This is a genomic window from uncultured Stenotrophomonas sp., assembly GCF_963519125.1.
In the GTDB taxonomy this organism is placed as follows: Bacteria; Pseudomonadota; Gammaproteobacteria; order Xanthomonadales; family Xanthomonadaceae; genus Stenotrophomonas.
This window is the reverse complement of the sequence record NZ_CAUQLJ010000004.1, coordinates 164716-184304: the sequence shown is the minus strand read 5'-3', so window position 1 is coordinate 184304 and position 19589 is coordinate 164716. Positions and strand designations below refer to the sequence as shown.

Annotated in this window: 17 protein-coding genes and 1 riboswitch; of the genes, 7 read left to right on the top strand and 10 right to left on the bottom strand. The window is 67.6% G+C overall.

Going from position 1 to position 19589, the window contains the following annotated elements:
* Positions 1-6: 6 nt before the first annotated feature.
* The 4 genes from pnuC to RYM47_RS04985 all read right to left on the bottom strand — a co-directional run bounded on the left by pnuC (position 7) and on the right by RYM47_RS04985 (position 4733).
* Positions 7-591, bottom strand: coding sequence for a nicotinamide riboside transporter PnuC (gene pnuC / locus RYM47_RS05000; protein ID WP_315386450.1), 585 nt, complete (start codon positions 589-591; stop codon positions 7-9).
* Positions 588-2738: a TonB-dependent siderophore receptor gene (locus tag RYM47_RS04995; RefSeq protein ID WP_315386449.1), complete on the bottom strand. Its 2151-nt coding sequence runs from the start codon at positions 2736-2738 to the stop codon at positions 588-590. The genes pnuC and RYM47_RS04995 overlap by 4 nt, the downstream gene beginning before the upstream one ends.
* A 67-nt stretch (positions 2739-2805) precedes the next feature.
* A riboswitch (TPP riboswitch) is annotated at positions 2806-2901 on the bottom strand.
* A gap of 41 nt (positions 2902-2942) precedes the next feature.
* On the bottom strand, positions 2943-4076 hold the full coding sequence (locus RYM47_RS04990; protein WP_315386448.1) for a phosphotransferase: 1134 nt from the start codon (positions 4074-4076) through the stop codon (positions 2943-2945).
* Between the two features lie 18 nt (positions 4077-4094).
* Positions 4095-4733 (bottom strand): response regulator transcription factor, encoded by a 639-nt coding sequence (locus tag RYM47_RS04985; protein WP_315386447.1) that lies wholly within the window; start codon positions 4731-4733, stop codon positions 4095-4097.
* A 78-nt stretch (positions 4734-4811) separates the two neighbouring features.
* Between RYM47_RS04985 and RYM47_RS04980 the strand changes: the two genes are divergently transcribed.
* Together RYM47_RS04980 and RYM47_RS04975 are read left to right on the top strand one after the other, a co-directional pair.
* Entirely contained in the window at positions 4812-7355 is a 2544-nt protein-coding gene (locus RYM47_RS04980) for a transporter substrate-binding domain-containing protein (protein WP_315386446.1), read from the top strand.
* A 2-nt stretch (positions 7356-7357) separates the two neighbouring features.
* On the top strand, positions 7358-8386 hold the full coding sequence (locus tag RYM47_RS04975; RefSeq protein WP_315386445.1) for a response regulator: 1029 nt from the start codon (positions 7358-7360) through the stop codon (positions 8384-8386).
* Between the two features lie 29 nt (positions 8387-8415).
* Here the strand turns inward: RYM47_RS04975 and RYM47_RS04970 are convergent, their stop codons facing one another.
* The 3 genes from RYM47_RS04970 to RYM47_RS04960 form a co-directional block, all read right to left on the bottom strand.
* Positions 8416-8799 (bottom strand): c-type cytochrome, encoded by a 384-nt coding sequence (locus tag RYM47_RS04970; protein WP_315386444.1) that lies wholly within the window; start codon positions 8797-8799, stop codon positions 8416-8418.
* Between the two features lie 7 nt (positions 8800-8806).
* Positions 8807-10483, bottom strand: a complete 1677-nt coding sequence (locus tag RYM47_RS04965) for an electron transfer flavoprotein-ubiquinone oxidoreductase (protein WP_315386443.1) — start codon at positions 10481-10483, stop codon at positions 8807-8809.
* A gap of 167 nt (positions 10484-10650) precedes the next feature.
* Entirely contained in the window at positions 10651-11145 is a 495-nt protein-coding gene (locus RYM47_RS04960) for an N-acetyltransferase (RefSeq protein WP_315386518.1), read from the bottom strand.
* A gap of 121 nt (positions 11146-11266) precedes the next feature.
* Between RYM47_RS04960 and RYM47_RS04955 the strand changes: the two genes are divergently transcribed.
* Complete coding sequence (locus RYM47_RS04955) at positions 11267-12430, top strand: acyl-CoA dehydrogenase family protein (protein ID WP_102947198.1); 1164 nt, start codon at positions 11267-11269, stop codon at positions 12428-12430.
* 4 nt (positions 12431-12434) lie between these two features.
* On the opposite strand, the gene trmL is transcribed toward RYM47_RS04955, so the two are convergent.
* Both trmL and RYM47_RS04945 read right to left on the bottom strand, forming a co-directional pair.
* Positions 12435-12914, bottom strand: a complete 480-nt coding sequence (gene trmL / locus RYM47_RS04950; protein ID WP_315386442.1) for a tRNA (uridine(34)/cytosine(34)/5-carboxymethylaminomethyluridine(34)-2'-O)-methyltransferase TrmL — start codon at positions 12912-12914, stop codon at positions 12435-12437.
* A 28-nt stretch (positions 12915-12942) separates the two neighbouring features.
* Positions 12943-13413: a hypothetical protein gene (locus RYM47_RS04945; protein WP_315386441.1), complete on the bottom strand. Its 471-nt coding sequence runs from the start codon at positions 13411-13413 to the stop codon at positions 12943-12945.
* 407 nt (positions 13414-13820) lie between these two features.
* Here RYM47_RS04945 and RYM47_RS04940 point away from each other — a divergent pair, with 407 nt between their 5' ends.
* The 4 genes from RYM47_RS04940 (at position 13821) to RYM47_RS04925 (ending at position 19160) form a co-directional block, all read left to right on the top strand.
* Positions 13821-16664 carry a pitrilysin family protein gene (locus RYM47_RS04940; protein ID WP_315386440.1) on the top strand — a complete coding sequence of 948 codons (2844 nt, stop codon included), beginning with the start codon at positions 13821-13823 and terminating at the stop codon, positions 16662-16664.
* A gap of 95 nt (positions 16665-16759) precedes the next feature.
* Positions 16760-17077: a DUF4156 domain-containing protein gene (locus RYM47_RS04935; protein ID WP_315386439.1), complete on the top strand. Its 318-nt coding sequence runs from the start codon at positions 16760-16762 to the stop codon at positions 17075-17077.
* A 114-nt stretch (positions 17078-17191) separates the two neighbouring features.
* The gene (locus RYM47_RS04930) at positions 17192-18208 is read left to right on the top strand and encodes a 3-oxoacyl-ACP synthase III (protein WP_315386438.1); all 1017 of its coding nucleotides are present in this window, start codon (positions 17192-17194) and stop codon (positions 18206-18208) included.
* Between the two features lie 61 nt (positions 18209-18269).
* Positions 18270-19160: an alpha/beta fold hydrolase gene (locus RYM47_RS04925; protein WP_315386437.1), complete on the top strand. Its 891-nt coding sequence runs from the start codon at positions 18270-18272 to the stop codon at positions 19158-19160.
* A 45-nt stretch (positions 19161-19205) separates the two neighbouring features.
* Here the strand turns inward: RYM47_RS04925 and RYM47_RS04920 are convergent, their stop codons facing one another.
* Entirely contained in the window at positions 19206-19574 is a 369-nt protein-coding gene (locus RYM47_RS04920; RefSeq protein WP_315386436.1) for a YkgJ family cysteine cluster protein, read from the bottom strand.
* Between the last annotated feature and the right edge of the window lie 15 nt (positions 19575-19589).

Here is a 19589-nt window from a genome sequence, read left to right as displayed (position 1 = left end):
CCAAGGCTAGCGCGGTTTCAGTTCCGCACCTTCATGGCTGGCGGCGGTCCACGCGCGCAGGCCCATCACGGCCAGGCCGATGAACACCAGGTACAGGCCGGCGGTGACGTCCAGCGACTTGACCAGGTACATGCCCACGTACACCACATCCACCACGATCCACAGCCACCAGGTGGCCACGTGGCGACGTGCCTGCCACCACTGCGCGACCAGGCTCAGCGCGGCCAGCATGGCGTCCAGCCAGGGCAGCGCGGCGTCGGTCCAGGTGTGCATGGCAAAGCCGAGCGCGATGCCGAACAGCACGCCCACCCCCAGGTCACGCAGCAGCTGCTGGCGCGGCAACGGCACGATCACGATCGCGCCGTCCTGTTCGGCATGCCGGTGCCAGCTCAGCCAGCCGTACAGCAGGAACCCACCGAAGGCGACCTGCAGCAGGCTGTCCGAATACAGCCGCGCTTCGATGAACACCGTGGCGTACAGCCCCACCGCAACCAGCCCCACCGGCCAGGCCAGCATGCGCCGCCCGGCCATCAGCCAGACGCCGAGCAGGCTGGCCACCACCGCCGACCATTCGAGCACGGCCGCGCTCATAGCCCGAACGTGACCGACAGGCGCGCCTGGCGCGGTGCACCGGGGAACAGGTAGTAGTCACCGGCGGTGCTGCCAGTGTCGCGCCAGTAGAAGCGATCGAACAGGTTGTCCACCGACAGGCTCCAGGTCACCGGGTGCTCGCGCAGCTGATGCTGGAAGCGTACGCCCGCGTCGAATACGGAATAGGAAGGTGCCTTCACGCTGCCGTCCACGGTGGCGGCATTCGAGGAGGCGTAACGCCAGCCGCCAGTTACCGCCAACCCATCAACGAAGGGCAGGGCGTAGTCCACGTGCACGGCGGTGCGCACCTTGGGCACGTTGACCAGCTGCTGGCCGTCGAAATACGCGGTGCCGGCATCGCGCGCGCGCGCCTGCAGCAGGCTGGCGCTGGCATTCACGGTCATCCGTTCGGTGACCTGGCCGTTGGCGGTCAGCTCCAGCCCGGTGTGGGCCTGGGTGCCTTCCTGCACGAAGGTGAAGCCCGCATCGCTGTCGTCCGGCTTGGCGTACTGGAATGGCTGGGTGATGCGGAACACCGCTGCGCCCAGCATCAGGCCATCGGCTGCGGCGTACTTGATGCCGACTTCGCGCTGGCGCGACTGCATCGCCGGCAGGAAGGTGCTGCCGTTGCTGGTCCAGAACGGCGCTTCCTGGCCCAGCGAAAGGCCTTCCACGTAGCTCGCGTACACGTTGATGCGCTCGCTGGCCTGCCAGATCAGCGCGGTCTGCGGCAGGAACTGCGACATGCGGCTGTGACGCTCCGGAACGCCGCGCTTGTCGTAGGCACGCTCGTCCAGGCGCACGTAACGGCCACCGGCCAGCCACTGCCAGTTGTCGCCGAAGTGCATGCGGTCCAGTGCGAACACCGCGCGCTGCCAGCTGTCCAGTCGCCGCGCGGACGGGCCCGGCTGCAGCGGCGAGGGGTCGAACACCGGCACCTGCGCGTCGGCGATGTTGGCGGTGCCCACGTATTCGTTGACGTTCTGGCGCTTGTCCACGGTGCGGTGGAACGCGCTCAGCCCGAACGAGAGTTCATGCCGCACCGAGCCGGTGGCGAAGCGGCCGCGCAGTTCGCCACGGGCTTCGTCGTTGACGCGGGTGTCGTCGGGGCTGCGGTAATCGTAGATGTCGTAGTCGCCATTGGGGGCGAAGTAATTGCCAGGCACGCTGCCGTCGGCACACCCTGCGGCGTAGTAGCAGCCGTAGGCGAAGGCGACGTTGTCGTCGATCACCGAACGGCTGTGGCCGACCGATACGCGCGACTGCCAGTCCGGGCTGAAGTCGTAGGTGTGCAGTGCGGTGATGTTGGTGCTGGCGATGCCGACCGGCTGCTGCCACGGCTGGTGGCCCAGCATGCGGCTGCGGTCCACGCCGCGCGGCAGCACGCTGCCACCGAGCAGCTGGTAGCCGCTGGCCGAGCGTTGTGCGCTGGTCTGGTAGTTGGCGTCCAGTTCCAGTTTGCCCTTTTCGCCGATCAGCCAATCGGCCGCCACCGAATAGAAGTTGCGGCGGCCGTCGGCGTGGTCGATGTAGGAGGCGGTGTCGTCCCAGGCCGCGTTTACGCGCACGCCGAACTGCGGGGTGATCCAGGTGCCCACGTCGGCGGCGACATAGCGCGAGCCTTCCTGATCGGTCGCGAGGGTGACGTTGCGCACCTCAGCGGGGCGCTTGCCCACGTAGTTGATGATGCCGCCCGGCGCCATCACGCCGGCGGCCAGGCCGGCCTCGCCCTTGAGGATTTCCACCTGCTGCACGTTCTCCAGCGCCAGGCGCTGTTCGCCGGCGATGGACAGCCCGTTGAAGCGGTAGCCGGTGGCCGGGTCCAGCGCGAAACCGCGGATGGCGATGTTCTGGTAGTACCCCACCGGCGCGTAGCTGTCGCCCAGCGAGGCGTCGTGCCGCGCCACTTCGGACAGCGTGCGCACCTGCAGCTGGTCGAGCAGCGCGCGGTCGAGCACGTTGACCGAGGCCGGGGTGTTCTTCCAGTCGGCGCTGCCGAAGCTGCTGCTCGGCGCGGTGGTCGCGGCCGGTTTGTTGGCCTGCACGCGCACGCCGGCCAGGTCGGTGGGCGACCGTTCGGCGGCGTGCAGGGGCAGGGCGGCGCAGAGGGCGGCGGTCAGCAGCGTGAGGCGGTAGCAGCGGTTCATTCGATTCGTCATCAGCCAGAGGAGACGAAGCGAAGGCACGCGCGCGCACCGGCCCGGAACGGGGGTGCGCCTGCTGCTCAAAGCTCCCTACGCCGGTGCAAACCGGATCAGGTTCCAAGGGACTCTCTCAGCCTGGCAGATCCAGGCACCCCCGCTTCAGTGGTCATTTTCACACCAATCGGCCGCCGTGGCGAGCCCGCTGGCTCAGGCGGCGGTGTGCAGGGTGTCCAGCAGGGCCCACCCGGCGTCGCTGGAGAACCAGTCGGCATGGCCGAGCAGGAAGGTGTGGTAGGCCACGTCGGCATTGCCCGGGGAGCGGGTAACCCCTTGGAAATACTCGACTTCCGACAGTGCGAAGTCGAAATGCACCAGCGGCAGCAGGTCGGCCAGCAGGTGCACCTGGGCGGCGGACAACGGTCGCACCTGCCGGTAGCCGGCCAGCAGCGCCAGGGCGATGTCCGCGTGGGCGACCGGGCCGGCGCCGCCGGCGTCCAGCCAGGCCACGGCATTGCGCTCGATCGCGGTGGCCAGGTCGAACAGCGCGCTGGCCGGTGAGGCCAGCCCGAAGTCGAACACGGTGGCGACCGTCGCTTCCGAACCCTGGCCGTGCCAGAGCAGGTTGGAGACGTGCCAGTCGTTGTGGCCCCACAGCACCGGCTGGGCCTGCAGGCGCTCGCCCAGTGCCGCGTGCCACGGCAGCACGGCGCGCTGCAGGTCGCGTTCCCATGACTGCTGCGAAAGATACGCGGCCAACCCCGGTCGCGCCGGCAGTTCGCTTCGCAGCAACGCCAGCGGATCGCGCGCGCGGATCAGGTCATCGCGCGCGACCAGCAGGTGGGTACTGCGCTGGGGTGCGTGGTAGTCGCTGGCGGCCAGGTGCAGGCGGGCGAGCATGGCGCCCGCTGCATGCGCATGCGCGGGTTCGTGCGGAGGCGTCCACGAGGGGATGTCGCGGTACAGGTCATGGCCTTCGCCCTGCGCATGCAGTTCGTAGGTCCAGCTGTCGCGTTCGAGCGCGCTGGCGCCGTCACGCGTGTGCAGTACCTGCACCACCGGCAGCCCGGCAGCGGCCAGGTGTGCGATGAAGCGGTGTTCTTCGCCCAGCTGTGCGGCCGTGCGCACGCTGGCGTGGTGGCGTTTGATGAAACAGCGTCGCGCGCCACACTGCAGCAGCGCCGCGGCGGAAAATGGCCGCGGGCTGTGCCAGATCACCTCGCAGGCGCTTTCCAGCGCGGGGTAATGGCTGCGCAGCCACGCCAGTTCGGCGTCGCTGATCGCGGGCCAGTCGGCGGCTACCTGGTCGTTGTCCAGGCCCTGAACATGGTGGTGGTCGTGCATCACGCGATGAAAAATGGCCTAGAGCTTGTTGTCACGCATGAAGTCGAACAGTTCCGCATCGCTGCGCAGGCCGAGCTTGAGCATGGCATCGCCTTTCTGGCGGCTGATGGTGCTCATGCTCTTGTGCAGTTTCTGCGCGATCGCCTTGACGGTGAGGCCACTGCTCAGCAGGCGCAGCACTTCCACTTCGCGCGGCGACAACACCCGGGTGCGATCGTCGCCGATGGCCTGGGTGCCGACCCGGTCGATCACTTCGCGGAGCTTGCGGCTGACGTACGGCTGGCCGCGCGAAACGGCCTGGATCGCCAGCGGCAGTTCGTCCACCAGCGAGCCTTTGTCGAACAGGCCCAGTACGCCGCTCTGGGCGACCATGCGCAGGATGGCAATGTTCTCGGTCACGCTCATCTGCAGCACGCGCAGGTCCGGATAGAGGCGCCGGATTTTTTCGATCATGCCTATTCCGTCAGCCTTGTCGGAGGTCGGCATCGAGTAGTCGGTGATCAGCAGGTCGCACTCGTGCCCGGCCAGTGCGGCAAAGAGTTCTTCCACGGTGGCGGCTTCGGCGACGACGGTGCCCACGCCGCTGGATTCGATTACCGATCTGGCGCCGAGCCGAACCACCTGGTGGTCGTCAGCGATGATTATGCGCAAGGTCATGGACTAGTATTGCCTTGAAGGCAGCGGCCCCATCGGGGCACGTCGCGTGGGCGGATCACTCCTGGGAGAACAGACAGCATGCGTACCTCGGTTGTCCGCTGGCTGGCCGTGCTGGGGCTGTGTTGGGCGCTGGGCGGTGCGGTCGCCGTCGCGGCGCCTGCACCGGCCCCCTCGCTCTCACCGCGCCAGGCCGACTGGATCGAACGGAACCCTACCATCCTTTTGGGCCTGTACAACAGCGGATGGCCACCATTCGAAATGATGCAGAACGGCCGACCCGACGGGCTTGGCTATGACTACCTGATGCTGCTGACCCGGCAGCTCGGCGTGCAGGTGAAGGTGCGGGTGTACCGCGACTGGGCAGATGTGCTGGATGCGGCATGCCGGGGCGAGGTCGACGTGGTGATGAACATCACCCTGACCCCCGACCGGACCCGCTGCATGGTTTACACGGGGTCCTATGCCGACGCCCCGCTGGCCCTGGTCGGCCGGGTGGGCGATACCCGCACTTCGACCGACCCCGACCTGGCCGGTCTACGGGTAGTGACAGAGCAGGAGTTCCTGACCAGCGGCCAGGTCCGCGCCCGCTTCCCGGCTGCCCGCCAGGTGACTGCGGCCAACACCCGGGCGGCGCTTTCCATGGTGGCCAAGGGCGATGCCGACGTGTACATCGGCAATGCGCACGTGGCCAATACCCTGATCCGGCAGGAAGGGCTCGACGGAATTGCCCTGCTGCGGCCCAGCGACCTGCCGCCCGAGCGGCTGCACTTCGGAGTGCCCAATGCGCGCCAGCCACTGGCCGAAGCGCTGGACAGCGCCCTGTCCACGGTCACCGTCGCCCAGCGCGAGGCCCTGTACAAGCGCTGGCTGCCACCGCTGCAGTGGTCGTCGCAGTCGCGCCTGATCCTCGGCGAGGCCGAACGCCGCGTGCTGGCCACGCCGTTGCGCATGGGCTATGCGCCGAGTGGCGCGCCGTTGTCATTCATCGACGCGGCCGGCGAGCCGAGCGGCGTGGCCGGGGACTACCTGCGGCAGCTGCGCATGGTCGGCGCGCAGTTGAACCGGGTGCCTGCACACGACTGGTTCGAAGTGCGCGAACAGATGCGTCGGGGCGAGGTGGACGTGGTGATGGGCATGCCCAATGACGCGCATTACCTGGGGGATGACTGGGTGTTCAGCCAGCCCTTCATCAGCGTGCCCAACGTCATCGTCACCCCCAACGACAGCCGTTCGGTGCTCGGCCTGGGCGACCTGGACGGACGCAGCATCCTGCTGTCCGACCCCGAGCGGTTGCGCGGCTACATCCTGCAGTACGCGCCCCGTGCGCGGATCGTGCCGGCGCGCAGCGTGGACCAGGCGTTGTCGCGATTGGCCAGTGGCGACGCCGACGCCTACGTGGGCAACCTGGCCATGGTCGACCGTGTGGTGCGCGAGGTGTACCCGGCCAAGCTGCACGTGGCTGCCCCTGCCGGCTTCAGCGACCAGCTCTCGCTCGCGGTGAAACGCCAGTACGCGGCGCTGGCCACCACCTTCGACCGGGTGCTGGCGAACATTACCCCGCGCGAACACGCGGCGATCCGTGGCGACTGGCTGCTGGCCGAATACCGCACCGGGCTGGACTGGCGTTCGGTGGCGCGCTGGGCGGTGCCGCTGTCGCTGGTGCTGCTCACCGGCATCATCGTGCACGGCTGGGGCTACTGGCGGTTGCGCCGCGAAGTGAGCATGCGACGGCGGCTGGAACAGCGGCTGGTGGAAGTGACCGACAACCTGCCGGCGATCGTCTACCAGGCCCGCCGCGACAGCGATGGCCGGGTCACCTTCCCTTACATCACCGGCGACCTGCAGTCGATGTTCGGGGTCAGTACGCAGGAGGTGATTGCCGATGAAACCCGCCTGGCCGACAAGATCGACCCGCGCGACCGCGAGGCGGTGCACGCGGCGCTGACCGAGGCCGCGCGCGATTTCTCCGCGCTGGACCTGGAGTTCCGCACCAGTCCGCACGGGGTGGTGCGCTGGGTGCGCACGCGCGCGCTGCCGTACGCGGCCGCCGACGGTGCGGTGCTGTGGAGCGGCTACTGGGTGGATGTGACCGAAGCGCGCGCGCAGGCCGATGCACTGGCCGCGGCCAAGTCCGCTGCCGAACGCGCCACGGCCGCCAAGTCGAACTTCCTGGCCACCATGAGCCACGAGATCCGCACGCCGATGAGCGGGGTGCTGGGCATGGTGGAGGCGCTCTCGCACACCGGGCTGGACGGCGAACAGCGGCGCATCATCAGCGTGATCGAAGACTCGGCGCAGATGCTGCGCCAGATCCTCGACGACATCCTCGACTATTCGCGCATCGAGGCCGGCGCGCTGCCGCTGGAACCGCAGCCGGTGGCGCTGCGCAACCTGCTCGACAACGTCCAGCAGCTGCTGTCGCCACAGGCATCCAGCAAGGGTCTGGCGTTGAGCCTGGAGGTTGACCCGGCGGTGGGGCCCCAGCATCTGGCCGACGGCATGCGCCTGCGCCAGATCGTGTTCAACCTGCTCAGCAACGCCATCAAGTTCACCAATGAGGGGTCGGTCAGCATCGCGCTGTCGGTGGACCGCGCCGACGACATTGCACAAACCTGCGCCTGACCGTGACCGACACCGGCATCGGCATCTCAGCGGAACAGCGCGAACGCCTGTTCAAGCCGTTCGCGCAGGCCGACGTGGCCATTACCCGTCACTACGGCGGCACCGGGCTGGGCCTGAGCATCTGCCAGCGGCTGGTGGGGCTGATGCGCGGAAAGCTGGAGATGCAGAGCGAGCCCGGCAAGGGCACGCGCGTGGACGTGGTGGTGAGCCTGCCGCTGGTGCCGGGCGAAGGCGGGGTGCGCAATGAACAGCGCCCCGGCGGCGACGTGGAGCCGCTGCCGGCCGGCCAGGCGCGGCGGCGCGTGCTGGTGGTGGAAGACCATCCCACCAACCAGGCGCTGATGCGATGGCGGCTGCAGCAGCTGGGCCTGCAGCACGAACTGGCGGTGGATGGCGAAGCGGCGCTGGCCATGCTGGACGACGCACACTTCGACCTGGTGATCACCGATTGCCGGATGCCGGTGATGGACGGTTACACGCTCACCCGGCACATCCGCGAGCGCGAACGCGGCAGTGGCCAGCGCATGCCGGTGCTGGCACTGACCGCCAGTGCGCTGGTGGAAGATGTGCAGCGCTGCCGCGAAGCGGGCATGGACGACCTGCTGGCCAAGCCGGTGGCGCTGGCCACCCTGCGCCAGGCACTGCGCCGCTGGTTGCCCTCCGACGAGGGCGATGCCGACAGGGAACAGGAGCTGCCACCGGCGGCGGTACCGGCAGCGCCGCCCACGCGCGCGGCGATCGTGCGCCGGTTCGGCTCCGAGCATGTGGCGACGGTGCTGATCGACAGCATGCGCGAAGCCACCGTGGACGACCTGCAGCGCGGTCGGGAAGCGCGCGCGCAGCAGGACATCAACACGGCGGTGGAAGTCCTGCACCGCATCGTGGGCGGGCTTGGCACGCTGGGTGCCGAAGCGCTGGCCGAGCAGGCACGCGCGCTGATGCAGCAGATTCCTGGGCAGGGGATTGCGGCGAGCGCCGGCGAGATTGATGCGTTTGAGCGGGCGTTGCAGGAGTATCTGGATAGTCTTTGATACGCATGCGTGTCCCACGCAATGCCTGGTTACCGCTGCTGCATCAGATACTCGATTACCTGCCGCCGCCGCTCGGGATCCACCGTGGAATTCACCATCCGCGATCCGGGCACCACCGCCGCCGGCGAGCGCAGGAACGCGTCCAGGGTTTCCTCGGTCCAGACCAGGTCGGCCTTCTGCATCGCCGGCGAATACGGGTAATTGCCCACGCTGCCAGCGCGGCGCCCGACCACCCCATGCAGGTTCGGCCCGAACCGGTGCACGCCACCGGCATTGACCGTGTGGCAGCCACCGCAGATTGCGAACGCGCGCTGCAGTTCCTGCTGGTGGCGCTGTTCGGGCGTGGCTGGCGTGCGCGCGCACGCGCCCAGCAGCAGGCAGCACCCGAACAGACCGACCTGCAGCAACCGCATCGCCGCGTTACATCCCCGAATAGTTCGGACCACCGCCGCCCTGCGGGGTGACCCACACGATGTTCTGGGTCGGGTCCTTGATGTCGCAGGTCTTGCAGTGCACGCAGTTCTGCGCGTTGATCTGCAGCTGTTCCTGGCCCTCGCCACCAACGAATTCATACACCCCGGCCGGGCAGTAACGCGCTTCCGGGCCGGCGTATTCGGACAGGTTGATCCGCACCGGCACGCTGGCGTCTTTCAGCGTGAGGTGCGACGGCTGGTCTTCTTCGTGGTTGGTGCTGCTCAGGAACACCGAGCTCAGCCGGTCGAAGGTGAGCACGTTGTCCGGCTTGGGGTAGGCGATCTTCGTGTGCTGCGACGCCGGCTCCAGGCAGGCGTGGTCCGGCGTGCTGTGGCGCAGGGTCCACGGCGGGTTGCGGATGCCCAGCTTGGGCAGCAGCCACTGTTCGATGCCGGTCATCAGGGTGGCGACGTTGCGGCCCTTCTTGAACCACTGCTTGAAGTTCTTCGACTGCTTCAGCTCATCGTTCAACCAGCTGCCTTCGAACGCGGCCGGGTAGGCGCTGAGTTCGTCGCGCTGGCGGTCGGCTGCCAGTGCGTCGAACGCGGCGTCGGCGGCCAGCATGCCGGTCTTGATCGCGGCGTGGCTGCCCTTGATCCGGCTGGCGTTGAGATAACCGGCTTCGCAGCCGACCAGCGCGCCGCCCGGGAACACGGTCTTGGGCAGCGACAGCAGGCCACCGGCGGTGATCGCACGCGCGCCGTAGCCGATACGCTTGCCGCCTTCCAGATGCTTGCGGATCGACGGGTGCGTCTTGAAGCGCTGGAATTCCTCGAACGGGCTCATCCACGGGTTGCGGTAGTCCAAGCCGACCACAAAGCCCACTGCAACCTTGCCGCCGTCGGCGTGGTACAGGAACGAGCCGCCGTAGGTGTCGCTGTCCAGCGGCCAGCCGGCGGTGTGCACCACCAGGCCAGGCTCATGCTTGGCGGGGTCGATCTGCCACAGCTCCTTGATGCCGATGCCGTACGCCTGCGGGTCCTTGCCGGCATCCAGCTGGAAGCGGGCGATCAGCTGGCGGCCGAGGTGGCCGCGCGAGCCTTCGGCGAAGACCGTGTACTTGGCATGCAGTTCCATGCCGCGTTCGAAATTGGGGCCGTGCGAGCCGTCCTTGCGGATGCCCATGTCGCCGGTGGCCACGCCCATCACCGCGCCGTTCTCGTCGTACAGCACTTCGGCGGCGGCAAAGCCGGGGAAAATGGCCACTTCCAGCGCTTCGGCCTGCTGCGCCAGCCAGCGGGTGACCTCGCCCAGGCTGATGATGTAGTTGCCTTCGTTGTGGAAGCACTCCGGCAGCAGCGCATGCGGGGTGCTGCGCGCGCCGTCTTCGGACAGGAACAGGAACTCGTCGCGGGTGACCTTCTGCTTCAGAGGCGCGCCGCGTTCGGCCCAGTCCGGGAACAGTTCGGTCAGCGCGCGGGTGTCCATGATCGCCCCGGACAGGATGTGGGCGCCGGGTTCGGAACCCTTTTCCAGCACGCACACCGACAGCTCGCGCCCGGCTTCGATGGCGCGCTGGCGCAGGCGGATCGCGGTGGCCAGGCCGGCCGGGCCGGCCCCGACGACAACCACGTCGAACTCCATGGCTTCACGCGGGGGCAGGGCAGTGGTCTCTTCGCTCATGGTGATGCGTAACTCGTGGGTAGTGCCGTCCCGGCCAAAGCCGGCGGCGGTTGCCTGGGAATCGCGCGCGACAGGTCACTGCGCAACTGCTGGATCAAGGCATCAGGGTACCGGTACGAGCCGTTTCCGCCTAGATCGCCGACGTTCACGTGTGATGGTGCAGTGCATCAATTTTCGAAGGCCTTGTGGTACGCGACCTCGGCGTCCGGCCATTCCCCGCGCAACAAGCGCGCCTGGAAATACTCCGCAGGTATCCCGGCCGGACGCAGGCGCGGCACAGCCTCGAACCCGAACCGCCCGTAATACGCGGGATCGCCGAGCAGCACACACCCGGCCGCGCCCATCGCCTCAAGCGCATCCATTGCCGCCCGCATCAACGCACTGCCCACCCTCTGCCCCTGCCTCTCCGGCGCCACCGAGATCGGCCCCAGCCCATACCAGCCTTCACTGCCATCACTCAGCTGTACCGGCGAAACCGCCACGTGCCCGACGATGCCGCCTGCGTCTTCCGCCACCAGCGACACCGCCAGCGCGCCGGCATTGCGCAGCGCATCGACGATGTGCTGTTCGGTGTGGCTGCTGTGCGGGGCGTGCTCGAACGCATTGCGGGTGAGGGCGTGGATGGCGTCGGCGTCGCCGGGACGCTCGTTGCGGATCTGCATGGGCAGGCCTTCTGTGCGGTGACCGGCCACCAGTGTAGGCGCGTGCTGCGGCGTGCCTTGGCTGCGCGCGCGGGCAGGCAGCACAATAAGGGCCCTGTTGCCGCCTGCGATGCCGCCACCCATGGCCCTCAATCCATACGATCTGTTCGATGTCCGCTCGCTGCTCAGCGAAGAGGAACGTGCCGTGCAGGCCAGCGTGGCGCGCTTCACCGACGAAAAAGTGCTGCCGATCATCGGCGACGCCTTCGACCAGGGCCGGTTCCCGGATGAATTGATCCCGGAGATCGCGTCGCTGGGCCTGCTCGGCTCCAGCCTGCCCGAGCAGTACGGCGGTGGCGGCTTGAACGCGGTGAGCTACGGCTTGATCTGCCAGGAACTGGAACGCGGCGACTCGGGCCTGCGCAGCTTTGTCTCGGTGCAGAGCTCGCTGTGCATGTACCCCATCTTCGCCTACGGCAGCGAAGAACAGCGCCTGCGCTGGCTGCCGGACATGGCCGCCGGCCGGGTGATCGGCTGCTTCGGCCTGACCGAGGCGCATGGCGGCTCGGACCCGGCCGCGATGAAGACGCGTGCGGTGAAGGACGGCGGCGACTGGCTGATCAACGGCAGCAAGATGTGGATCACCAGCGGCCCGGTGGCCGACATCGCCATTGTCTGGGCGCATACCGAAGACGGCATCCAGGGCTTCGTGCTGGAGAAGGGCATGCCCGGCTTCACCACCCAGGAGATCAAGCACAAGATGAGCCTGCGCGCGTCGCTGACCGGGGCGCTGTTCTTCGACAACGTGCGCGTGCCCGAGCGCAACCGGCTGCCGAACGTGCAGGGATTGAAGGGGCCGCTGGGCTGCCTCAACCAGGCCCGTTACGGGATCAGCTGGGGGCCGATCGGCGCGGCGGTGGCCTGCCTGGACGAGGCGCTGGGCTACACCAAGGAGCGCGTGCTGTTCGGGCGCCCGGTGGCGGCCACGCAGAGCGCGCAGATCAAGCTGGCCGACATGGCCCGCCGCATCACCACCGCGCAGCTGCTGTCGTTGCAGCTGGGGCGGTTGAAGGATGCGGGGCAGCTGCAGCCGCAGCAGGTCAGCCTGGCCAAGTGGAACAACTGCCGCATGGCGATCGACATCGCGCGGGAGTGCCGTGATCTGCTGGGCGGGGCGGGCATCACCACCGAGCACGTGGCGATCCGGCATGCGTTGAACCTGGAGTCGGTGATCACCTATGAAGGCACCGAGACCGTGCACCAGCTCGTGATCGGACGCGAGCTTACGGGTATCAACGCGTTCTAGGCGCTTACGCGCCGCCAACGAACCCGTTCTGGCGCCAGGCTTCAAACATGACCACCGCCACGGTGTTGGACAGGTTCAAACTGCGGTTGTCCGGCTGCATCGGCAACCGCAACCGCCGCCCATCGGGCAGCGCATCCAGCACGTCCTGCGGCAGGCCGCGGGTTTCCGGGCCGAACAGGAAGGCGTCGCCGTCTTCGAACTGCTGGGTGTCGTAACGCACGCTGCCGCGGGTGCTCAGGGCGAACAGGCGCTTGGGCGCGATCTCCTGCAGGAAGGTGTCCAGGTTCGGATGCACCTGCAGTCTTGCGTATTCGTGGTAATCCAGGCCGGCGCGCTTGAGCTGCTTGTCGCTCAGGTCGAAACCGAGCGGCTCGATCAGGTGCAGTCGCGCGCCGGTGTTGGCGCAGAGCCGGATCACATTGCCGGTATTCGGGGGAATTTCCGGCTGGAACAACACAACATGGAACGTCGGGGTGGCGGTCATTCCTGCATTTTACGCCGCCAATCCCCTCTTACGGACGGACCAGCACCGAGGCGGTTTCAACCGCGAAGGCCTGCAGGTCGTTCGGCGACGGACGCACCTGCAGGGCCGGCAGGTTGATGATCACGTCGCGGGCCAGTACGCCGGCGGCCGATGCCAGGGCACCCATGTAGTCGGTGCTGCGGTCGGCCTGCTCGGCGGCCAGCGCTTCGCGCTGTTCGGCGGTCGGGCGGACCTCAACGGCGGCCAGGGTGGTGACGCGGCGGCTGTCGGCCAGCTCGGCGCGGTATTCGGCGATCTGCCCGGCGGTCGGACGCACTTCCACCAGCGCCAGGGTCGGGATGCTGCTGGTGCGCTCGACTTCGGCCTGGGCCAGCTGGTCGGCGGAGGGACGGACCTGGACGGTCTGCAGGGTGGTGATGGCGGAAGCGGCATGCACGTTCGAAACAAACGCGGAGCCGGCAGCGAGGGCGATGGCGATTGCGATGGTCTTGGTGTTCATGACGGGGCCTGTTTAGTGTTGGTGAGCAGTGGTGTGGTAGTAAGGTAGTACACCGAATCTGGGGATGCAAGAACAATTTCAAGATTCCGTGTTTTGTTCAGCGATCAGTCATGTTCCGTTTGATCGCTTCCTTTCCGCATGTAGACCAATGCATGCTCCGTGCCAACTTTTAGTTGTTGATTTCAAACGGGTTTATGGGTTGTCAAAAGTGTCCGCTGTCCGGACACCTGTCCGATCCCACCCCTGGAACCTGTCCGGACAACGGTTCAGGCAGCCGCTCGCGCCGCCGTCGAGGTACCCCGATGGCGCGGAAAGTTCCCCTACAAGGGCAATGACTGTTGGCGGATGCCCCAACCGGTCGTCCCGGGCTAGCATCCCCCCTTCACTTTCATGACCAAGGACCCGGAATGACCGTCCAACTTCGACCGCGTGCCGCACTGCTGGCTGTTGCGCTTTCCGCCGCACTGGGCAGCCTTGCCCCGGCACCGTTGATGGCCAAGCCGGCCCAGGTCGCCAAGGTCGACATTCCGTTCGAGGAGTTCACCCTGCCCAATGGCCTGCGCGTGGTGGTGCACACCGACCGCAAGGCGCCGATCGTGGCGGTGAACATCTGGTACCACGTGGGCAGCAAGGACGAACCGGCCGGCCGCACCGGCTTTGCGCACCTGTTCGAACACCTGATGTTCCAGGGCAGCGAAAACCACAACGGCGAATACTTCGAACCGTTCAAGCAGGTCGGCGTGACCGGCCAGAACGGCACCACCAACACCGACCGCACCAACTACTTCGAGAACGTGCCCACCACCGCGCTGGACATGGCGCTGTGGATGGAGTCCGACCGCATGGGCCACCTGCTCGGCGCGATCGACCAGGCGGCGCTCGATGAACAGCGCGGCGTGGTCCAGAACGAAAAGCGCCAGGGCGAGAACCAGCCGTATGGCCAGGTGTGGGACAAGCTCAGCCGTTCGATGTACCCCGAAGGCCACCCGTACCACCACGGCGTGATCGGCTCGATGAACGACCTCAACGCGGCCTCGCTGGAAGACGTCAAGAACTGGTTCCGCACCTGGTACGGCCCGAACAACGCGGTGCTGGTGCTGGCCGGCGACATCGACGTGGCCACCGCGAAGGAAAAGGTCGCGCGCTACTTCGGCGACATCCCGGCCGGCCCGAGCATGGCGCAGCCCAAGGTCAACGTGGCCAAGCGCGAAAAATCCACCCGCGAGACCATGACCGACAAGGTCCCGCAGGCCCGGATCTACCGCGTGTGGAACGTTGCCCAGACCGGTACCTCCGACATCGACCAGCTGCAGCTGTTCGCGCAGGTACTGGGCGGTGCCAAGTCCTCGCGCCTGGACCAGCGCCTGCTGCACCAGGACAAGCTGGTGGACAACATCAGCGCCGGTGCCTACACCTCGCAGCTGGGCTCCAACTTCGTGATCATGGCCACGGTGAAGCAGGGCGTGGACCCGGCCAAGGTCGAAGCGGTCATCGATGAGGAAGTGCGCCGCCTGGTGGCCGACGGCCCCACCGCCGATGAACTGAGCCGCGGCAAGACCGCATTCCGCGCCGGCTTCATCCGTGGCATCGAGCGCATCGGCGGGTTCGGCGGCAAGGCCGACGCGCTGGCCGAATGCACCGTGTTCGAAGGCGACCCGGGCTGCTTCCGCCGCTCGCTGGCCACCATCGACGCCGCCAGCGCGGCAGACGTGCGTGCCGCCGGTGCCAAGTGGCTGGGCGTGGGCGACCACACCCTGGTGGTGGAACCGGGCGCGCGCGTGGCGCTGCCGGAGCTGCCCTCGGCGACCCCGAAGCCGTTCACCGTGCCGGCCGTGGACCCGAAGTTCACCAGTACGGCCAGCCAGGTCGACCGCAGCACCGGCGTGCCGCAGACCAGGACCTTCCCCGAACTGAAGTTCCCGCAGCTGCACCGCGCCACGCTGAAGAACGGCACCCAGGTGATCCTGGCCGAACGCCACGACATCCCGGTGGTGCAGTTCAGCTATGAGTTCCCCGGTGGCTTCACCGCCGACCAGGGCCGCAAGTCCGGCACCGCCAACTTCACCATGGACCTGATGGGCGAAGGCGCCGGCAAGCTCGGCGCGCTGCCGTTCGCCGACGCGGCCGATGCCCTGGGTGCCAACATGGGCGCCTCGGCGTCGCTGGACAGCGCCAGCGTCTACCTCTCGGCGCTGAAGGAAAACCTGGCGCCGTCGCTGGCCCTGTATGCCGACATGCTGCGCCAGCCGCGCTTCGACCAGAGCGAGATCGACCGGGTCAAGGCGACCTGGATCGCCGGCATCCAGCAGGAGAAGGTCAACCCCAGCGCCGCCGCCATGCGCGTGCTGCCGCCGCTGCTGTACGGCGCCGGCCACCCGTATGCCATTCCGTTCACCGGCAGCGGCAATGAAGCGGACATCCAGTCGCTGACCCGCGAAGACCTGGTCGCCTTCCACCGGGACGCGCTGCGTCCGGAACAGGGCACCCTGATCGTGGTGGGCGACACCACCCTGAAGGAAATCGTGCCGCTGCTGGAGCGCCAGTTCGGCAACTGGAAGAGCACCGGCCCGGCCCCGCAGCTCAAGCCGCTGGTGGATGTGGCCCGCCCGGCCAAGGCCCGCGTGTACCTGATCGACCAGCCCGGTGCCGTGCAGGCCAACCTGTACGCCGGCCAGGTGGTGCCCTCCACCATGGACCCGGGCGCCACCCGCTTCGACATCGCCAACGGCGTGCTCGGCGGCGACTTCACCTCGCGCCTGAACATGAACCTGCGCGAGGAGAAGCACTGGTCCTACGGCGCCCGCACCATGGCCAGCAGCACCCTGGGCCAGCGCCCGTGGATGGGCATGGCGCCGGTGCAGATCGACAAGACCGCCGATGCGATGAAGGAAATGCAGAAGGAGATCGCCGACTTCGCCTCCGGTGCCGAAGCGATCACCCCGGCCGAAGTCACCCGCATCCGCAACATCCAGAACCTGAGCCTGCCGGGCGCGTATGAAACCGCCAGCGCGGTGATGGGGACCATCAGCGGCATCGTCCGTTACCAGCGCCCGGATGATTACGTGTTCAAGCGCAAGGCCGAGATCGAGGCGATGACCCCGGCCCAGGTGCAGCAGGCCGCGGCCACCCTGGACCCGAAGACGATGACCTGGGTGGTGGTGGGCGACCTGAAGCAGACCGAAGCCCCGGTGCGCGCGCTGAACCTGGGCGAGGTGATGGTCATTGATGCGGATGGGAAGCCGGTGAAGTAACCGGCACGGGCGCCGGCCGTCGGCCGGCGCCCGTCCACCCGCCATTCATTCCATTCAGGCAGAATCCCTGCATGACCTATCCGAGCGTCCCCGCCATGCGCCTTCTGCTTCTTTCCGCCGCAATCCTCGCCACCTCCGCCTGCACCTGGGTGCCGATCGAACCGGTGGGCAAGTCGGTGCGGGTGCTGCCGGCCGGGCCGGTGCCGACCGGCTGCATCGACAAGGGCGAGGTGGTGGTCACCGTGAAGAGCAAGGTGGGCTTCTACAACCGCAACCCGCTGCGCGTGCAGGAAGAACTGGAAACCCTGGCCCGCAATGAGGCCCCCAGCGCGTCGGCCAATGCGGTCCAGGCCTCGGGCCTGCCGGCCGACGGCAGCCAGCGTTTCAAGGCCTTCCAGTGCCCGCCGCGCTGAACCGGTCACGTTCAATTGCGACACCATACGCCTGAACGTGAATTCGTAAAGGTGCGGTGAAGGCCCGGGGGGCTTACAATAGCGCCCCCTTTGCCTGAGCCTTGGCGCTAACTGATGCTCTTCAAGAATGTATCGATCGCCGGCCTGGCGCACATCGACGCGCCGCACACGCTGACGTCGAAGGAAATCAACGAACGCCTGCAGCCGACGCTGGACCGCCTGGGTATCCGTACCGACGTGCTCGGCGATATCGCCGGCATCCATGCCCGTCGCCTCTGGGACGCGGACATGCTCGCCTCCGACGCCGCGACCCTGGCCGCCCGCAAGGCGCTGGAAGACGCCGGCATCGGCGCCGACAAGATCGGCCTGCTGGTCAACACCTCGGTCAGCCGCGACTACCTGGAGCCGTCCACCGCCTCCATCGTCTCGGGCAACCTGGGCGTAGGCGACGAGTGCATGACCTTCGACGTCGCCAATGCCTGCCTGGCCTTCATCAACGGCATGGACATCGCCGCCCGCATGCTGGAACGCGGCGAGATCGACTACGCCCTGATCGTCGATGGCGAAACCGCCAACCTGGTGTACGAGAAGACCCTCGAGCGCATGGCCCAGCCGGGCGTGACCGCTGACGACTTCCGCAACGAGATGGCCGCCCTGACCCTGGGTTGTGGCGCCGCCGCCATGGTCATGGCCCGCACCGAACTGGTGCCGGACGCGCCGCGCTACCGCGGTGGCGTGACCCGCTCGGCCACCGAGTGGAACCAGCTGTGCCTGGGCAACCTGGACCGCATGGTCACCGATACCCGCCTGCTGCTGATCGAAGGCATCAAGCTGGCGCAGAAGACCTTCAGCGCCGCCAAGATTGCACTCGGCTGGGCCGTGGAAGAGCTGGACCAGTTCGTGATCCACCAGGTCAGCCAGCCGCACACGGCCGCGTTCATCAAGAACTTCGGCATCGACCCGAAGAAGGTCATGACCATCTTCGGCGAGCACGGCAACATCGGCCCGGCCTCGGTGCCGATCGTGCTGAGCAAGCTCAAGCAGCTGGGCAAGCTGAAGAAGGGCGACCGCATCGCGCTTCTGGGCATCGGCTCCGGCCTGAACTGCTCCATGGCCGAAGTGGTCTGGTAAGCGGTCCACTGCGTTGATTCCAAGGGCCGGTCTTACCGGCCCTTTTTACAGGTGCCATCCGATGTCCAAGCTTCCCGGTTACCCCGCCCATCCGCAGCGTTTCGAGGTCCGCCCCGGTCTGTCGATGAGCTATCTCGACGAAGGTCCGCGCGACGGCGAGGTGGTGGTGATGGTCCACGGCAATCCGTCGTGGAGCTATTACTGGCGCACGCTGGTTGCCGGGTTGTCGGACCGTTACCGCTGCATCGTGCCCGACCACATCGGCATGGGCCTGTCGGACAAGCCGGATGACGCGCACTACGAATACACCCTGCAGTCGCGCGTGGACGACCTGGATGCACTGCTGGCGCACCTGGGCATCACCGGTCCGGTGACCCTGGCCGTGCACGACTGGGGCGGCATGATCGGTTTCGGCTGGGCACTGTCGCACCACGCCCAGGTGAAGCGCCTGGTGGTGCTCAACACCGCCGCCTTCCCGATGCCGGCGGCCAAGCAGATGCCGTGGCAGATCGCGCTGGGCCGCCACTGGAAGATTGGCGAGTGGATCATCCGCAGCTTCAATGCGTTCTCGTCCGGCGCCTCGTGGCTGGGCGTGGAGCGGAAGATGCCGGCGGACGTGCGCCGCGCCTATGTGTCGCCGTACAACAGCTACGCCAACCGGATCAGCACCATCCGCTTCATGCAGGACATTCCGCTGAGCCCGGCCGACAAGGCCTGGTCGCTGCTGGAGCGCGCCGGCAAGGCGCTGCCCTCGTTCGCCGACCGCCCGGCCTTCATCGGCTGGGGCCTGCGCGACTTCGTGTTCGACCACCATTTCCTGGAGGGCTTCCAGGCCGCGCTGCCGCAGGCGCAGGTGCACGCGTTCGAGGACGCCGGGCACTACGTCCTGGAAGACAAGCACGAAGTGCTGGTGCCGGAGATCCGGGCCTTCCTGGACGCGAACCCGCTGTAACGCGGACGGGTTGCGGGCAGCCGGGCAGGGCCCGGCGCTACCGGGTCAGGCTGCGTCCGGGGTGTCGCGCCACGCCCAGCTTTCCAGGCTCAGCGCCGGCAGCCCATGGATCGCCCGCGCCTTGTCGCACTGCGGGCTGGCCTTGCCGTACTCCCACGATGCGTCCACCTCGCGGCACACGCTGGGCCGGTTGGGGTGGATGCTGCAGCGTGAATACACCCCGATCTCCGCGTCCAGCGCCACGCAGCGCACCGGCTTGGACAGGGTGCCGCGCATGCACAGGCGGTGGGGATCGAGCGGTTCGGTGAGCTGGTGCGGCACGCCGCCCGGGGTGACCTCGTCCGATTCCATCCAATGGAAGGCCACGCGGTACTGGGTACAGCAGGCGCCACAGGTCATGCAGGGATGGGACATGGGGTGCCGGCCTTG

Excerpts from the sequence above, each read along its gene's own strand:
- RYM47_RS04920 (WP_315386436.1), bottom strand. The coding sequence starts at position 19,574 with ATGTCCCATCCCTGCATGACCTGTGGCGCCTGCTGTACCCAGTACCGC.
- trmL (WP_315386442.1), bottom strand. The coding sequence starts at position 12,914 with ATGACCGCCACCCCGACGTTCCATGTTGTGTTGTTCCAGCCGGAAATT.
- RYM47_RS04985 (WP_315386447.1), bottom strand. The coding sequence starts at position 4,733 with ATGACCTTGCGCATAATCATCGCTGACGACCACCAGGTGGTTCGGCTC.
- RYM47_RS04980 (WP_315386446.1), top strand. The coding sequence starts at position 4,812 with ATGCGTACCTCGGTTGTCCGCTGGCTGGCCGTGCTGGGGCTGTGTTGG.
- RYM47_RS04925 (WP_315386437.1), top strand. The coding sequence starts at position 18,270 with ATGTCCAAGCTTCCCGGTTACCCCGCCCATCCGCAGCGTTTCGAGGTC.
- RYM47_RS04930 (WP_315386438.1), top strand. The coding sequence starts at position 17,192 with ATGCTCTTCAAGAATGTATCGATCGCCGGCCTGGCGCACATCGACGCG.
- RYM47_RS04940 (WP_315386440.1), top strand. The coding sequence starts at position 13,821 with ATGACCGTCCAACTTCGACCGCGTGCCGCACTGCTGGCTGTTGCGCTT.
- RYM47_RS04965 (WP_315386443.1), bottom strand. The coding sequence starts at position 10,483 with ATGAGCGAAGAGACCACTGCCCTGCCCCCGCGTGAAGCCATGGAGTTC.
- RYM47_RS04970 (WP_315386444.1), bottom strand. The coding sequence starts at position 8,799 with ATGCGGTTGCTGCAGGTCGGTCTGTTCGGGTGCTGCCTGCTGCTGGGC.
- RYM47_RS04935 (WP_315386439.1), top strand. The coding sequence starts at position 16,760 with ATGCGCCTTCTGCTTCTTTCCGCCGCAATCCTCGCCACCTCCGCCTGC.
- RYM47_RS04955 (WP_102947198.1), top strand. The coding sequence starts at position 11,267 with ATGGCCCTCAATCCATACGATCTGTTCGATGTCCGCTCGCTGCTCAGC.
- RYM47_RS04945 (WP_315386441.1), bottom strand. The coding sequence starts at position 13,413 with ATGAACACCAAGACCATCGCAATCGCCATCGCCCTCGCTGCCGGCTCC.
- RYM47_RS04960 (WP_315386518.1), bottom strand. The coding sequence starts at position 11,145 with ATGCAGATCCGCAACGAGCGTCCCGGCGACGCCGACGCCATCCACGCC.
- RYM47_RS04990 (WP_315386448.1), bottom strand. The coding sequence starts at position 4,076 with ATGCACGACCACCACCATGTTCAGGGCCTGGACAACGACCAGGTAGCC.
- RYM47_RS04995 (WP_315386449.1), bottom strand. The coding sequence starts at position 2,738 with ATGAACCGCTGCTACCGCCTCACGCTGCTGACCGCCGCCCTCTGCGCC.
- pnuC (WP_315386450.1), bottom strand. The coding sequence starts at position 591 with ATGAGCGCGGCCGTGCTCGAATGGTCGGCGGTGGTGGCCAGCCTGCTC.